Below are 15425 nucleotides of genomic sequence, written 5' to 3'. Positions count from 1 at the left end.
CCGCCGCGTCTCGGGGAACGCGGCCCGCCACGGGTTGCGAGCGAGTATGACGGACCCGCGCCCGCGCCGGGTTGCCGGGCGATGCGGGTGAGTTGACGACGCGCGCACGCCGTACGGCATCCGGCCGGCGCTCTTGCCTGGACGGGCACGTGCGTTGACTTCGGGCGCCCGATGCGTCGCCCCTCGTTGAGCCCGCCCCGTCGGCGGGCGAAAGTGGCCGCACGTTCCCGACGTCGCACGCCCGACCGGGCGGAACGGGCAGACCGATGCCCGATGCGACGCGACCTCCGAGAGGACAGCACTCATGATGAACACCGCGCTGATGAAGGGGCTCGGCCGCACCGCCGCCCTCCTCGCGGCCACCGGCCTCGCCGTGACGATGGCCGGCTGCTCCGCCTCGTCCGACGCCGCGGGAGGCTCCACCGCCGGCGCTTCCCAGGGCGCCATCGCGTGGAGCTTCGCCTCGCAGGACGTGGCGATCTGGGCCTCGCAGCTGGAGCTGATGAAGCCGATGATCGAGGACGCCGGCTACGAGTTCCTGACCGACAACCCGTCCTTCGACGTGCAGACCCAGGTCGGCGACTGGCAGTCGTGGATCACGCGCGGTGACGTCAAGGCGATCGGCGGGTTCCCCGTGGACCCCGCGTCGATGGTGTCGGTCACGAGCGATGCGACGGCCGCCGGCATCCCCGTGGTCAGCTATGCGGTGACCTGGGACGGGGTGACGGCGACGACCGAGATCTCCAACTACGACGCGGGCTTCGCCGTCGGCAAGGCCGCGGGTGAGTGGATCGCGACGGAGTACGGCTCGACGACCGTGTCGGTGGCCCTCCTCGCCGACACGCAGACGGGCCTCGGGATCGATCAGCTCAAGGGTCTCACCGAGGGCGTGCAGTCCACGAAGGCTTCCGTGAAGCTGTACCCCCTCGAGGCCACCACGCGCGACGTCGGCTACAGCGTCGCCCAGAGCCAGCTCACCGCCGACCCCGACACGAAGGTCTGGCTCGGCATCGGCGCCGACATGGTGCTCGGCGCCCGGCAGGCCCTGCTCGACTCCGGAGTCTCGGCGACGGATGCCGGGTACTACGTGTCGGCGACCGACGCGAACAAGGAGGTGCTCGGGCTCATCGAGAGCGGCACCGACATCTGGCGCACGTCGTTCGCGTGGAAGGCGCAGGACCTCGCCAAGGCGAACGTCGACCTGCTGCTCGCCGCCGCGAAGGGCGAGAAGCCGCAGAACATCGAGGTCGGCGTGACGCAGGTGACGGCCGACAACGTGGCCGACTTCGCCGCGAACGGCTGAGCGCGGGGCGCCGGGACGGGGATCCTCTCCGTCCCGGCGTCCTCTTCCCCCTCCCCCGTCGTATCCCCCTCCGAGGAGACTCATGTCCCGCATCGCCTTCCGCGGCGTCACCGTCGACTTCGGCGCCACCCGCGCCCTCGACGACATCACGGTCGCGATGGATGCCGGGGAGATCGTGGGCCTGCTCGGCCACAACGGCGCCGGCAAGTCGACCGTCATCAACGTCGCGGCCGGCGTCGTGAAGCCGACGGCCGGCCACTACGAGCTGGACGACGAGGTGGTGGCCGCCCCCACGCCCGCCGCCGTCGCGGCCCGCGGCGTCACCGTGGTCAGCCAGGAGCCCGCGCTCGTGGGCACCCTCTCGGTGCTCGACAACCTCTTCCTCGGGCAGAGCCACGTCGCCCGCGGGGACCGGCGCGAGCTCGCCCGTGCGGCGCTCGGCCGCGTCGGCCTGGCCGACCTCGACACGGCGACACTCGTCGGCGTGCTGCCCGTGGGTCAGCGCCAGCTCGTCGACCTCGCCCGCGGCCTGGTGCGCGGCGACATGAAGGTGCTGTTCCTCGACGAGCCGACGGCCGCGCTCGGAGCCGCCGAGACCGCGACGCTGCACGCGCTCATCCGTCGCTTCGCGGCGGAGGGGACCACCGTCGTGTACGTCTCGCATCGCCTGCCCGACATCCTCGACGTGTGCACCCGGGTCGTGGTGTTCAATGCCGGGCGGCTCGTGCGCGACGAGCCCGCGGCGACCCTCGGCATCCGCGATCTGGCCGTCGCGCTCGCCCCCGACTTCCACGACCTGGAGGAGCACACGCCCGCCGCGCGCGGGGCGGAGGTGCTGCGGGTCGCCGGGGCCATGGAGCTGTCGTTCCACGAGGGCGAGATCGTCGGGCTGTTCGGCATGGCCGCGGGCGGGCAGTTCGCCGTCCTCGAGAGCGTCTTCGGCTGGCGGCACGACGCGGTGGCGGGAGAGCTGTCGTACACGCTCGACGGCAGGCGGTTCGCGCCCCGGCATCCGGCGGCGGCCATCGCCGCGGGCGTGTTCATGTCCCCCGCCGACCGCGAGTCGGACGGCCTGGTGAAGAACCTCACGGCGCGCGAGAACACCCTGCTGCCGTGGCTGCGCGGCCTGTCGCGCTTCGGCTGGATCGGCGCGCGCACCGGTGAGGCGCCGTATCGGGCGGCACGCGAGTCGCTGAAGATGATCGGACCCGGCGGCGGCGCACCGATCGGCGCGTTCTCCGGCGGCAACAAGCAGAAGCACCTGCTCGCGCGGTGGATGTTCCCCCGGACGCCGCGCGTGCTCCTGCTCAACCAACCCACCCAGGGCGTCGACATCGGCGCGAAGAACGACATCGTGCGCGCGCTGCGCGCACTCGCGGCGAGCGGCGTGACCGTCGTGGTCGCGTCATCCGAGTCCGACGAGATCGCCCGCATGTGCGACCGCGCCTACACCATCTATTCCGACCGCGCCGCGGAGATCGCCCACGGCCCACACATGGAGGAGGAGCTGCTGCGCTCGTTGCTCGAGCTCGCCGCAGCGTGACGACTATGCCCCGCATCACCGCCGAGAGAATCCGTCTCCTGCTCGTGCAGAACGGGGTGCTCATCGCCCTCGTCCTGCTGATCGCGCTGTTCGCGATCCTCAATCCGCGCTTCATCTCCGTCGGCAACCTGCAGACCATCGTGCTCCAGATCGCCGAACTCGGCCTGATCGCCCTGCCGGTGGCCTTCCTCATCATGCAGGCGAACGTCGACCTCTCGGTCGGCTCCGTGGCGACCCTGTCGGCCGTCGTGGGCGGGCTGACCATGGTGGGCACCGGCAGCCCGGTGGCCGGCATCGTCGTCGGGGTGGCGGTCGGCGCGTGCGCCGGGCTCGTCAACGGCACCCTGGTCTCCGTGCTCGGGCTGAACTCCTTCGTCGTGACCCTCGGGTTCATGAGCGCGTGGAGCGGGCTCGCACTGTTCCTCACCAACGGCAAGACGGTGAGCGGCCTGCCGTCCTCGTTCACGTCCCTCGGTTCGTTCGCCCCGTTCGGGGTGCGGATCCAGATCATCCTGCTGGTCGCCGCGATCGTGGTGGCCTGGTGGGTGCTCAACCACACGGCACGCGGCCGCGAGATCCTGGCCGTCGGCGGCAACCTGCGCGCGTCGCAGCTGATGGGTCTGAGGATCAACCGCATCCGCGTCAGCACCTACGTCGTGACGGGTGCCGTCGCCGGGTTCGTCGGGCTGCTGCTCGCCGCGAAGCTCGGCGCCGTCAGCCCGATCGTCGGACAGGGGATGGAGCTGGACGCACTGACGGTGGTCCTGCTCGGCGGCGTCGCGTTCGAGGGAGGATCCGGGCGCATCCGCAGTGTCCTCTACGGCCTCGCCTTCGTCGGCGTGCTCAAGAACGGGCTCGTCATCCTCGGCATCTCCCCGTACATCCAGACGATCCTCGTCGGCCTGACGCTCGTGATCGCGGTCGGCCTCGACCGGGGGATCCAGCAGGCGGTCGCGCGCTCGATCGCGTCGAGCGCGCGACGCCGCCAGCGCCGCTACCAGCAGGAGCTCAGCCAGACGAGCGCCTAGAGTGGGCACAACGCCGCCCGCCACCGCCCAGATCCGAAGGGGAGACCGTGCCTCGACTCGTCGACCACGAGGCGATGCGCACCGAGATCATCCGCGCGACCTGGCGCCTCATCGCCGAGCGCGGGATCGCCGCCATGACGATGCGCGAGCTCGCGCGTGAGCTCGGGTTCGCCAACGGCAGCATCACGCACTACTTCCCCAACAAGTCGGCGATCCTCACGGCGGCGTTCGAGCTCGTGTACGAGGCCACCAACACGCGCTACCTCGCCGCGATCGCCCAGACCCACGCGACCGGCGTCGCGGCGCTGCGGCAGTTTCTCGTGCAGACCCTGCCGGTCGACGAGGAGCGACTGCTCGAGGCGCGGATCGTCATCCCCTTCCTCGAGCACGCCGCCGCCGACGACGAGATGGCGGAGCTGTTCCGGGCGATGATGACGCAGTGGCGCGCGCACTTCGACGCGCTCCTCGCCGAGGCCGCGGCGTCCGGCGAGCTGCGGCCGGGACTCGATCCCCGCGCCGCCGGCGATGCCCTGCTGGCCCTGCTCACCGGCGTCCAGGGCACCGGGATCCTCCTGCCCGACTCGCGCGAGCCCGCGCGCATGGAGGCCATGCTCGACACGGCCCTGCAGATGCTCCGCTGACGCCCCGTCCGGCACGACGGGGGCGCGGCGGCGACACGGCGGCGCGCGTCACACCGATTTTTCACGGCGCATTGTCACAGCACGGTAACAATCCCGACATTATGGTCCTCCAAGCGTCGGATAAAAAGGATCATGGCAATCACCCGACAGCACCACCGCAACGAGGCGAGGTCATCCATGTCAGCGAGCCCGGCGGCGCCCAGCGCCACACTCCATCGTTTCGACAGCATCGATCGGTTCCGCACCGCCGTGAACGACTCCTTCGTGCCGCTGCGGGTCGAATCGGCCCGCCCCGGCCTGCGCGCCTACATCCGCGGCTGCGCGTCCGACGGCATCCACCTCACCGAGGTGGGCGCCACCGCCCACCGCGTCGAGCGCACCGACGATCTCATCGCCCGCTCGCCGCGCGCCGCCTTCAAGGTGAGCCTCATGCTCTCGGGCACCGGCATCCTCGTGCAGGACGGCCGGCACGCCATGCTCCGCGAGGGCGACTTCGCCATCTATGACACCAGCCGCCCCTACACGCTGAGCTTCGACGACGACTTCCGCAATCTCGTCCTCATGTTCGGGCACGACGCCGTGAGCCTGCCGCCCGAGGTCATGCGTCAGATCACCGCGACCCGCATCGCGGGAGACGGCGGCATCGGCTCGGTGGTCGCTCCGTTCCTCGCCCGCCTCGGCGGCCGCATGAGCGAGTTCGCCGGGGCGACGGGCGTGCGTCTGGCCCGCTGCGGCGTCGACCTGATCACGACGGCCGTCGTGCGCGAGCTCGGTCTGGACACCACGGCATCCGACCCGCACCGCGCCCTCCTGAACCGCATCCACCTCTACATCGACGAGAACCTCGACTCCCCCGAGCTGTCTCCGGGGACCATCGCCGCGGCGCACTACATCTCCGTGCGACACCTGCACACGCTGTTCCAGGAGTCGGGCACGACGGTGTCCGCCGTCGTGCGACAGCGCCGTCTCGAACGCTGCCGGCGCGACCTGCTCGACCCGATGCTCGCGGAGCGGCCCGTCGCGGCCGTCGGCGCGCGGTGGGGGTTCCCCGACGCGGCCCACTTCAGCCGCGCGTTCAAAGCGGCCTTCGACGTCTCCCCGAACGCCTACCGCCGCGCCAACTGAGCCCGCCGCCCCGGGGCCGTCACATGCCCGCGTGATCGAACGCGATCGTCGGCACATCCACGATGTGGGCGCCGCCGTCGGCGACGAGCACGGCGCCCGTGAGGAACGACGACTCGGCCGAACCGAGGAACCGCACGACCGCGGCGATCTCCGCGGGCTCCGCCGCCCGCCCCAGCGGGACGTCGCGCGTCACGACGCCGTACGCCTCCTCCCGCGAGGCGAGACCGGCGTGTGCGGCGAACTCGTCCATCTCGGCATCCGCCATCGGCGTGCGCACCCACCCGGGGCACACGGCGTTGACTCGCACACCGCGGCGCCCGTAGTCGCGCGCCATCGACCGCGTGAGACCGATCAGCGCGTGCTTGCCGACCGTGTAGCCCGCCACCGACGGGCCCGCGAACAGCCCCGCGATCGAGGAGACCACCACGATCTGCCCGCGACTGTCGAGGAGCGCGGGAAGGGCGGCGCGCGCCATGACGAACGCCGTGTCGAGGTTCGCCCGCAGCGCGTCGTGCCATGCGACGTCTCCGGTGTCGAGGACCGTGGAGAAGCCGTGGCCCCCGGCGTTGGCCACGAGCACGTCGATCCGCCCGAACCGGGCCAGGGTCTCGGCGACCGCCGCTGCCGCCGCGTCCGCGTCGGCGGCGTCCGCGACGACCGCGACGGCTCCCGTGGCGGCGGCGACCGCGGCGAGCGGCTCGGGGCGACGGCCGACGACCACGACGTGCGCGGCGTCGTCGGCGTAGCGGCGTGCGATCGCGGCGCCGATGCCGGTGCCGCCGCCGGTGATGACGACCACCGGGGTGGGGGGCTGCTCGTGCTCGGTCATGACGGTGTCCTTTCGGGCGGGCCGGAGGCGCCGGCGACTCAGGCGGGGAAGGCCGATCGGGCGCTGAATCCGAAGTCGGAGACGATGCCGGTGCCGGCGATGGCCCGCGCCGCCGGCGAGAGGAGGTAGACGATCGTCCCCGCGAGCTCGTCGGCGCTCTGCACGGGATACGCGACATCGGCGAAACCGGTCGCGAGGTCGAGATCGCCCCGACTCATCGGGGTGTCCACGATCGACGGGCAGACGGCGGCGACGCGGATGCCGTCCGGCTGCAGTTCCACCGCGGCGGCGCGCGCCAGCTGCAGCACGGCCGCTTTCGAGGCGCCGTAGGGGACCATGCCGCCCGTGGCGACGAAGGCCGAGTCGCTCGCGACGATCACGACCGCCGCCTGCGCGGAGGCTGCGAGCCACGGCAGGGCGCTGCGCAGCATGAGGAAGGTGCCCGTGACGTTGACCGCCATGACCGCGTCCCAGTCGGCGAGGGAGGTGCGCCCCAGCGGCGTGCCGACGGGACCGGAGATGCCCGCGGCGCACACGAGCAGATCGATGCCGCCGAGCCGCGCCGCGGCGGTGTCGACGGCCGCCGCGACCGCAGCCTCGTCGCGGATGTCGGCGACGACCGACAGGCGACCGGGCACGGCGACGCGATCGATCACGGCGACGACCGCGCCCTCGGCCTCGAGGGTGCGGACCACGGCCGCACCGATCCCACCGGCCCCGCCGGAGACGACGGCGCGAAGCCCTCCGATGTGCAGATCCACGACGCCCTCCCCCCGGCGATCCGTTGCCGCCACTGGCATCCTGCCGGAGCGCGCGGCGGGCGAGCGGGGCTCTGCACGCAGGACACACCGCCGCGCACTCGCCGTCAACCATCCCGCCCGCGCACGCCGCACAATCGCAGAGACGGCGCGCGACGCCCCGTCGGGCCGGGCCGACCCCTGCCCGCCGCGACCACCGAGAGGACCTCGCCTGATGAGCGAAACGATCAACCTGTCCGACACGTCGACCTGGCTCCCCCTGGACGGCCTCGCCCCCGGGTTCGACGCGGGCAAGGCCGAGCCGACCTCCGACCTCGCGGGCCGCACGTTCACGATCGTGGACGAGCGCGGCACCCGCATCCGCCACACCTTCGGCGAGGGCACCGTGTCGTGGGACTACCGGCCCGGGGAGGGCGATGAGACGGCGCCGTCGGCGCAGACCGACGCGTGCGAGGTGATCCGCGTCGACGAGGACCTCTACTACGCGCAGTTCCACCACACCCACCTCCCCGAGGAGGCCGTTTCGCTCTTCCTCGACCTCCGCTCGGGTCGGGCCCTGTCGGTCATCTCCCTGCTGGGGACGGCGGCGACCGGCACGACGGCCGTGCGCCACCTGTTCGCCCCGGGCTCGATCGTCGAGGTGGACACCGTCGGCGAGGCCCCCGCCCCGACCGGCGAGCTGATCGGCCGCCGCGTCCTCTGGGTGTACTCCAGCGTGCACGCGTACGAGCACGTCTACCTGTCGCCGCACTGGTACACCTGGCAGTGCCTCGCCGGCCCCGAGCAGGGCCTCGCCGACACCGACGAGAACACCGTGTGGCGGCTGCGTCCCGGCATCTACGTCTTCACGTGGCGCGAGAAGGTCATCCCCTGCGGGTCGGTCACCGTCGCCGACCACCGCGATGCGAAGGCGCTGCGCGCCCACGGCGTGCTCTTCGGCACCGACGAGTCGGGCGCGGGACAGACCCACTTCACCTTCGGTGCCCACGGACGCCTGCTGTCCAACACCGTCCACCCCGCCGAGTACGACCCTTCGCGTCCGCTGGAGCGCTGAGGTGAGCGCCGAACTCATCCTGACCGGAGCGACCGTCCGCACCGCCGACGCCGAGCGCCCCCGCGCCGAGGCCGTGGCCGTCGCGGGCGGCCGCATCCTGGCGGTCGGATCGGCCGCCGAGATCGAGGCCCATCGCGGTCCCGACACGCTCGTGCGGGACCTCGCGGGGGCGGCGCTCTACCCCGGATTCATCGACGTGCACAACCACCACGCGATCGCCGGCATCACCGACCTGTTCGAGCTGTCGTTCGGCTCCGCGCTCGGCCTCGACGAGATCCTGGCGCTCGTCCGCGAGCGCGCCCGCACCCTGCCCGCCGGGGCGTGGATCACGGGCGGCTCGTGGGCCAGCACGCTCATGGACGAGCTGTCGTCGTCGGCCACGCGCGCGCGTCTCGACGAGGCGTCGGACGGGCATCCCGTCATGCTCTCCGACGACAGCCGACACAACCGCTGGGCCAACACCCGCGCCCTGGAGCTGGCGGGCATCGACGCCGGGCACCTGCCCGACGGCGGCGTGACGGTGCTCGACCCCGGCGACGGGCATCCCACCGGGGTGCTCCTGGAGGCGGCGGGCATCCCCGTCGCGCAGGCCCACGCGCGCGACGGGGCGCTCACCGCGGCGCAGCACCGGAGCGCGTCGCGCCGTGGGATCGAGCTGCTCGCGAGCTACGGCATCACGGCCTTCCAGGACGCGGCCGTCTCGCTGGAGATCCTCGAGGCGCTGCGCTCCCTGGACGAGGCGGGCGAGCTGGATGCCTGGGTGGTGTCGAGCCTGACGATCAACGACGACATCTTCGGGTTCGATCCCGTGGGACGGGCGCTGATCGACGCCGGCGAGCGCTTCCGCACGCGGCACCATCGCCCCGACTTCGTGAAGATCTTCCTCGACGGCGTGCCGCCCGCGCGCACCGCCTGCTTCCTCCATCCGTACCTGCCCGACACCGAGCACGGCGACGGCTTCACCGGCACCACGACGATGACCGGCGACGAGCTGTACGGATGGCTGCGACTGGTCGCCGACCGCGGCCTCGGCGCGAAGGTCCACTGCACCGGCGACGGCTCGGCGCGGCTGTTCCTCGACACCGTCGCGCGGCTGCGGGCCGAGGGTTTCACCGACACCCGATTCCAGATCGCGCACGGCCAGTACCTCGCCGACGACGACATCGGCCGGATGGCGTCGCTGCGGGTCGTCGCCGACATCTCCCCGTTCATCTGGTTCCCCGGGGTCATCCCGCAGGCGCTCGCGGCGGTGCTCGGCGAGGATCGCGCCGCGCAGCTGCAGCCCAACCGCGCCCTGCTGGATGCCGGGGCGCTGGTCGCCGGCGGCTCCGATTGGCCCGTCAGCGAGTCGCCGAACCCGCTCGAGGGCATGCAGGGCCTCGTCACCCGCGCCGACCCGCTGCGCCGCGCGCCCGGCGTCCTCTGGCCGGAGCAGGCGATCACCCCCGACGAGGCGCTCGAGGCCTTCACGATCAGCGCCGCGCGGGCGATGGGGATCGACCACGAGACCGGCAGCCTCACGCCCGGAAAGTCGGCGGACTTCGTCATCCTCGACCGCGACGCCGTCGGCGGCGACCCCGACGCCATGATCGACGCCCGGGTCGTGGAGACCTGGTTCGCCGGTCGGCGCGTCTTCGCGGCCTGAGCGGCGTCGGCTCCCGGGGCGCGCACGAAGAAGGGGCGGATGCCACGGCATCCGCCCCTTCTTCGTGCGCGGTCAGGAGGTGCGGCCGGGGGTGCTCACGACCTGCGGCACGGCGACCGACTTCAGGCCCTCGACGCCGAACTCGAGGCCGTAGCCGGAGGCCTTCACGCCGCCGAACGGGACCATCGGGTGCAGCCCGCCGTGCGAGTTGACCCAGACGGTGCCCGACTGCATGCGCGTCGCGTAGGAGGCGGCCTCGGCCGGGTCGCTCGACCACACCGACGCGCCCAGTCCCACCTCGGCCGCGTTGGCGCGGGCGAAGGCGTCGTCGATGTCGCTGTAGCGGATGACGGGGAGCACGGGACCGAACTGCTCCTCGTCGACGAGCGCGATGCCGTCGGTCACATCGGCGACGATCGTCGGGCGGTAGAACAGCTCGCCGAGCTCGGGGGCCGCCTCGCCGCCGGTGACGACCCGGCCGCCGTGGGCGCGGGCGTCGTCGACGAGCTGGGCGACCAGGTCGAATTGGGCCTTGTTCTGCACCGGGCCGAGGACGTTGCGCTCGTCGAGGCCGGGGCCCATGGGTGTGCGCGCCGCGATCTCGGCGAGCGCGTCGACGACCTCGTCGTAGACGGAGTCGTGCACGTACAGCCGCTTCATCGCGGCGCACGTCTGCCCCGTGTTGATGAACGCGCCCCAGAAGAGGTCGTCGGCGATCGCGCTGACGTCGGTGTCCGGCAGCACGATGCCGGCGTCGTTGCCGCCGAGCTCGAGCGTCAGGCGCGCGAAGTTGCCCGCCGAGCTCTCGATGATCTGGCGCCCGACCTCCGTCGAGCCGGTGAACATCACCTTCGCGACGTCGGGGTGGGCGGCCAGGCGCCCGCCCACCGCGCCGGGGCCCGACACGGCGATGAGCACGTCGGCGGGGAGCACCTCGTTCATCACCGAGACCAGCGCGAGCACGCTGAGCGGCGTGTTGCTGCTGGGCTTGATCACGACCGTGTTGCCCATCCGCAGCGACGGGCCGATCTGCCAGATCGAGATCATCATCGGCCAGTTCCAGGGGCTGATCGCACCGACGACGCCGGCCGCCTTGTAGACCAGCTCGGCGTGCAGGTTCGCGTCGTCGACGAGCACCTGGGGCTCCAGAACGGTGGCCGCGTTCGTGCGCAGCCAGGCGGAGCACGCCCCCACCTCGAACCGCGCGTTCGGACCGTTGAGCGGCTTGCCCTGCTCGCGCGAGAGGAGCCGTGCGAGCGCTTCCGCGTTGGCGTCGATCGCGTCGGCGGCGGCGTTCAGCAGGGCGGAGCGCTCCGCGTGGCCGAGGGCGTCCCACGCGGGCTGGGCGGCCTTGGCACGTGCGACCGCCGCGTCGAGCTCCTCCTCCGACTGGACGGGGGCGCGCCCGATGACCTCACGGGTGGCGGCGTCGAGGATCTCGCGCCCCTCCCCTTCGGGGGCCTGGACGCGCGCGAGCAGCGCGGCCTCGTCGAGCATGGTCGGTGAGTCGGACATCGATGTCTCCTTCGTGGATCCGAGCGCGGCGGTGCGGCGCGATGACTCTCATTGTCGGCGGCGGCGCCCCGCGCGGATTGTCGCCGGGCGCGCGGGGGTTGCCCGTGCGAGAGGGGATCGGCGACGCGGTCCCGGGCCGTACTCCCCGGCATCCCCGCCCCTATAATCGACACGTCCGGACGCGACGCGGCATCCGGTGCTCGAAAAAGGGGCACGCGAGACACATACGGCATCCATTCACCGTCCCGTCTCCCGGAGGACCCATGCCCACCGTGTCCGCGCACGTCGCCCAGACCCTCGCCGCCCACATCGACCACGTCTTCGGGGTGATGGGAAACGGCAACGCCCACGTCCTCGACGCGCTGGAGCGCTCCACCGACGTGCACTACACGGCGGTCCGCCACGAGGCGGGCGGCGTCGTCGCCGCCGACGCCTATCACCGCGCGTGCGGGCGGCTCGCCGCCGCGACCGCCACCTACGGCGCCGGCTTCACCAACACGCTCACGGCTCTCGCGGAGTCCGTGCAGGCGCACGTGCCGCTCGTGCTCGTCGTCGGCGACGAGCCCACCTCCGGGCCGCGGCCCTGGGGCGTCGACCAGATCGCGCTCGCGTCGGCCGTCGGCGCCCGCACGTACACGGTGGGTCGCACGGATGCCGCGGCCACCACCGTCATCGCGATCGAGCACGCCTTGACCTATCGGGTGCCGACCGTGCTCGCGATCCCCTACGACGTCGCGAAGCTCGACGCGGGGCCCGTGCCCGCGGCGCCCCAGCCGGTGCTCCCCGCCCCTCTCGCGCCCTCCCCGTTCGCCCGCGCCGCCATCGCCGACCTGGGCCGGGCGCTGGCCGCCGCCGAGCGTCCCGTCCTCCTCGCCGGCCGCGGCGCATGGATCGCGGGTGCGGGCGCGGCCCTGGGCCGCCTCGCGGACGCGACCGGCGCCGTCACGGCGACCACGGCCCTCGGGCGAGGCATCTTCCCGCGCGGCGAGTTCGACCTGGGCGTCACGGGCGGCTTCGGCGCCGAAGGAGCGATGAAGCTCCTCTCCACCGCGGACGTCGCCGTCGTCTTCGGCGCGGGACTCAACCAGTTCACGATGCGCTTCGGCGCGCTGTTCGCGCCCGGCACGCGCGTCGTCCAGGTCGACATCGCCCCCGCGGCGACGCATCCCCACGTCGGCGGGTACATCCGCGCCGACGCGCGGCTGGTCGCCGAGGCGCTGTGCGCGGAGCTCGACGCCCTCGGCGGGACGCCGAGCGGCTGGCGCGAGAGCATCGATCTCGCGGCCCTGCGGGGGCGCGAGGACGGCGACCGCCTCGCTCCCGACGGACGCCTCGACCCGCGCGCCGTCGCCGCGCGCATCGGCGAGCTGCTGGAGAGCGCGCCGTCGACGCGCGACCGGGTCGTCGTCACCGACGGCGGCCACTTCCTCGGGTGGCCCAACATGTACTGGCCCGTGGCATCGCCCGACCGGATGATGATGGTCGGCACGGCGTACCAGTCGATCGGGCTCGGCTTCCCCTCGGTGCCGGGCGCCGCGATGGCGAAGCCGGATGCCACCGTCGTGCTGTGCACGGGAGACGGCGGCGGGCTGATGGCGCTCGCCGACCTCGAATCCGCCGTGCGCGTCGCCGCGGGCCGCGGGCTGGCCGTCGTGTGGAACGACGCCGCCTACGGCGCCGAGGTCAACCTCTACGGCCTGCAGGGGCTGGCGCGCGGACCGATGCTCATCCCCGAGGTGGACTTCGCCGGCCTCGCCGCCGCGGTCGGAGCCCGCGGCGTCGTCGTGCGCACGCTCGACGATCTGGACGTGCTCGGGGAATGGGCCGCGGCCCCGGCATCCGACCGGCCGTTCCTGCTGCTCGACTGCCGCATCTCCGGCGCGGTCATCGCCCCCTACCAGCAGGAGATCATCCGCGTGAACTCCTGACCCCGCCCCTGGGCTCCCATTCGTCGGCGCGTGCCGTACTCCGTCTGCGCACGCACCAGCCGCGACCGCGACCGCGGAATCCCGCGGCCGACCCGAGCCGAGCCCGGCGTCGAGACTGAATACGGAAGGGACGGGGCGAGGACGCGGGCGGGAATGCCGGGGCCTGTCGGAACGCTGTGTCTGTGGCGCACACTGGGGTTCGACGGGAAAGCCGTCGGCGAACGCGCGCGCGGAAACGGGGTGCCATGGAAGGCCTGGAGGTCACGGTCCTGCTGGGGCTCGCGGTGCTGGCGGGGACGATCCTCGCGCCGCGGCTGCGCGTGGCGACACCGTTGGTGCTGCTCGTCATCGGGCTGCTGCTCGGATTCGTCCCGGCGCTGCGGCAGATCGAGCTGCCGCCCGAGACCGTCCTGCTGCTGTTCCTTCCGGTCATGCTGTTCTGGGAGAGCCTGACGACATCGCTGCGCGGCGTGCGCCGGTCGCTGCGGTACATCATCCCGATGAGCACGCTGCTGGTGGTCGCCTCGGCGTTCGCCGTCGCCTGGGTCGCGACGATGTTCGGCCTGCCCTGGCCCGCCGCGATGATCCTCGGCGCGGCGGTGGCCCCGCCCGACGCGACCGCCGTCGCGGCCCTCGGACGCCTGCTGCCGCAGCGCACGTTCATGAAGCTCAAGGCCGAGAGCCTGACCAACGACGGCACGGCCCTCGTGCTCTACGCGATCGCGATCTCGGTCGCCCTCGGCGACACCGTCACCGGCTGGTCGATCACCGCGACGGTGCTGATGTCGTATCTGGGCGGCGCGGCGGCGGGCATCGCGGTGGCGGCGCTCGCCTACGTGTCGCTGCGGCGGATGCGCAACGCCCTGTCGATCAACGTCACCCTGCTGCTGGTCCCGTTCACGGCCTTCCTGCTCGCCGAGCTCGTCAACGCCTCGGGGGTGCTCGCCGTCGTCTTCGCGGGCCTCATCATCGCCTGGGCCTCCCCGCGCATCACGACGGCGGCCTCGCGCCGCACCGCGACGGCGGCGTGGCCGTTCGGGGTGTATCTGCTCAACGGGGCGCTCTTCGTGCTCATCGGGCTCGAGGTGCAGCTCGTCCTCCACGAGATCTCCCCCGGCGAGCTGTGGGGGCTCGTCCTGCTCACGATCGCCGCGTGGGCGGCGCTGCTGGTGGTCCGGTACGTCTTCCAGCTGCTGGTCTCCCCGTTCTCGCGACCGCGCACGCCCGGTCTGTCCGCCCGGACCGGCCCGGGCTCGCTCAACCGCGCCCGCATCGTCAGCACCGTCGCGGGCTTCCGCGGCGCCGTCTCGCTCGCGATCGCGCTGTCCGTCCCCCTCACGACGTCGGCCGGCGACCCCCTCACCGGGCGGGATGCCGTCGTGTTCGTGACCGCCGGAGTGATCGTGCTGAGCCTGCTCGTGCAGGGTCCGCTGCTGCCCGCGGTCGTGCGGTGGGCGCAGCTGCCGAGCGACGAGTGGGCGGCCGACGAGCTGGAGCTCGCTCAGCGCACGATCACGGGTGCCGCCATCGCGGCCCTCGACGACATCGCCGCCGAGCACGGCATCAGCGACGAGGTCCGCGAACGCGCGCGCCGCGACGGCTACGACATGCTCGAGCTGGCCAACGCCCGTGCCTTCGCCCGGGCGCAGGCCGCCTCGGATGCCGATCAGATCGCCCAGCTCGAGGGTATGGTCGCCGCCCCGTCGGCTCCCGACACGGGCGCGCAGGCCGTCGTGGATGCCGCGGCATCCCCCGCCGAGGCGGCCTCGGAGAGCGTGACGGCCCTGACGATGCTGGCCGCGTCGACGGGGATCGATCTCACGCAGCGCTCGCCGCTGACCCGGTTCGAGGAGATGACCCGGCTCAAGCTCGCGCTGCTCGACCGCAAGCGGGAGGTGCTGCTGCGCCTGCGTCGCGAGGGCACGGTGGACGACCTGCTCGCCCGGCGGCTCGAGGCCCACCTCGATGCGGAGGAGCTGCGCCTGAGCGGTTTCGACGACCTCGACTGACGGACCGGGAGAGCGCCCCGGCCGTTGAGCGAGCGCAGCGAGTCGAG

Annotated in this window: 12 protein-coding genes; 9 read left to right on the top strand and 3 right to left on the bottom strand. The window is 72.8% G+C overall.

What is annotated here, in order from left to right; all coding sequences use genetic code 11:
• Positions 1 to 304 precede the first annotated feature (304 nt).
• The 5 genes from KY498_RS14960 to KY498_RS14940 all read left to right on the top strand — a co-directional run bounded on the left by KY498_RS14960 (position 305) and on the right by KY498_RS14940 (position 5640).
• Complete coding sequence (locus tag KY498_RS14960) at positions 305 to 1303, top strand: sugar ABC transporter substrate-binding protein (RefSeq protein WP_191008980.1); 999 nt, start codon at positions 305 to 307, stop codon at positions 1301 to 1303.
• 82 nt (positions 1304 to 1385) lie between these two features.
• Positions 1386 to 2846 (top strand): ATP-binding cassette domain-containing protein, encoded by a 1461-nt coding sequence (locus tag KY498_RS14955; RefSeq protein WP_191008981.1) that lies wholly within the window; start codon positions 1386 to 1388, stop codon positions 2844 to 2846.
• Positions 2847 to 2851: 5 nt separating this feature from the next.
• Positions 2852 to 3874 (top strand): ABC transporter permease, encoded by a 1023-nt coding sequence (locus KY498_RS14950; protein ID WP_258186423.1) that lies wholly within the window; start codon positions 2852 to 2854, stop codon positions 3872 to 3874.
• 47 nt (positions 3875 to 3921) lie between these two features.
• Positions 3922 to 4515, top strand: a complete 594-nt coding sequence (locus KY498_RS14945; protein WP_061782036.1) for a TetR/AcrR family transcriptional regulator — start codon at positions 3922 to 3924, stop codon at positions 4513 to 4515.
• A 132-nt stretch (positions 4516 to 4647) separates the two neighbouring features.
• Positions 4648 to 5640 carry a helix-turn-helix domain-containing protein gene (locus KY498_RS14940; RefSeq protein WP_258186422.1) on the top strand — a complete coding sequence of 331 codons (993 nt, stop codon included), beginning with the start codon at positions 4648 to 4650 and terminating at the stop codon, positions 5638 to 5640.
• Between the two features lie 19 nt (positions 5641 to 5659).
• Here the strand turns inward: KY498_RS14940 and KY498_RS14935 are convergent, their stop codons facing one another.
• Both KY498_RS14935 and KY498_RS14930 read right to left on the bottom strand, forming a co-directional pair.
• Positions 5660 to 6469, bottom strand: a complete 810-nt coding sequence (locus tag KY498_RS14935) for an SDR family NAD(P)-dependent oxidoreductase (protein ID WP_191008983.1) — start codon at positions 6467 to 6469, stop codon at positions 5660 to 5662.
• Between the two features lie 38 nt (positions 6470 to 6507).
• A complete protein-coding gene (locus KY498_RS14930) occupies positions 6508 to 7230 on the bottom strand; it encodes an SDR family NAD(P)-dependent oxidoreductase (RefSeq protein WP_219879420.1) in 723 nt (240 codons plus the stop codon).
• A gap of 211 nt (positions 7231 to 7441) precedes the next feature.
• Here KY498_RS14930 and KY498_RS14925 point away from each other — a divergent pair, with 211 nt between their 5' ends.
• Both KY498_RS14925 and KY498_RS14920 read left to right on the top strand, forming a co-directional pair.
• Positions 7442 to 8281 carry a molybdenum cofactor biosynthesis F family protein gene (locus tag KY498_RS14925; RefSeq protein ID WP_191008985.1) on the top strand — a complete coding sequence of 280 codons (840 nt, stop codon included), beginning with the start codon at positions 7442 to 7444 and terminating at the stop codon, positions 8279 to 8281.
• A gap of 1 nt (position 8282) precedes the next feature.
• The gene (locus tag KY498_RS14920; RefSeq protein WP_191008986.1) at positions 8283 to 9926 is read left to right on the top strand and encodes an amidohydrolase; all 1644 of its coding nucleotides are present in this window, start codon (positions 8283 to 8285) and stop codon (positions 9924 to 9926) included.
• A 72-nt stretch (positions 9927 to 9998) separates the two neighbouring features.
• Here the strand turns inward: KY498_RS14920 and KY498_RS14915 are convergent, their stop codons facing one another.
• The gene (locus KY498_RS14915) at positions 9999 to 11441 is read right to left on the bottom strand and encodes an aldehyde dehydrogenase family protein (protein WP_082734230.1); all 1443 of its coding nucleotides are present in this window, start codon (positions 11439 to 11441) and stop codon (positions 9999 to 10001) included.
• A gap of 263 nt (positions 11442 to 11704) precedes the next feature.
• Here KY498_RS14915 and KY498_RS14910 point away from each other — a divergent pair, with 263 nt between their 5' ends.
• Entirely contained in the window at positions 11705 to 13369 is a 1665-nt protein-coding gene (locus tag KY498_RS14910) for a thiamine pyrophosphate-binding protein (RefSeq protein WP_191008987.1), read from the top strand.
• 245 nt (positions 13370 to 13614) lie between these two features.
• Positions 13615 to 15378 (top strand): Na+/H+ antiporter, encoded by a 1764-nt coding sequence (locus tag KY498_RS14905; protein WP_101306778.1) that lies wholly within the window; start codon positions 13615 to 13617, stop codon positions 15376 to 15378.
• Positions 15379 to 15425: the final 47 nt, after the last annotated feature.

It is taken from the genome of Microbacterium sp. PAMC21962 (assembly GCF_019443465.1).
GTDB classification, from domain to species: Bacteria; Actinomycetota; Actinomycetes; order Actinomycetales; family Microbacteriaceae; genus Microbacterium; species Microbacterium hominis.
This window is presented reverse-complemented; position numbering and strand designations above follow the sequence as displayed.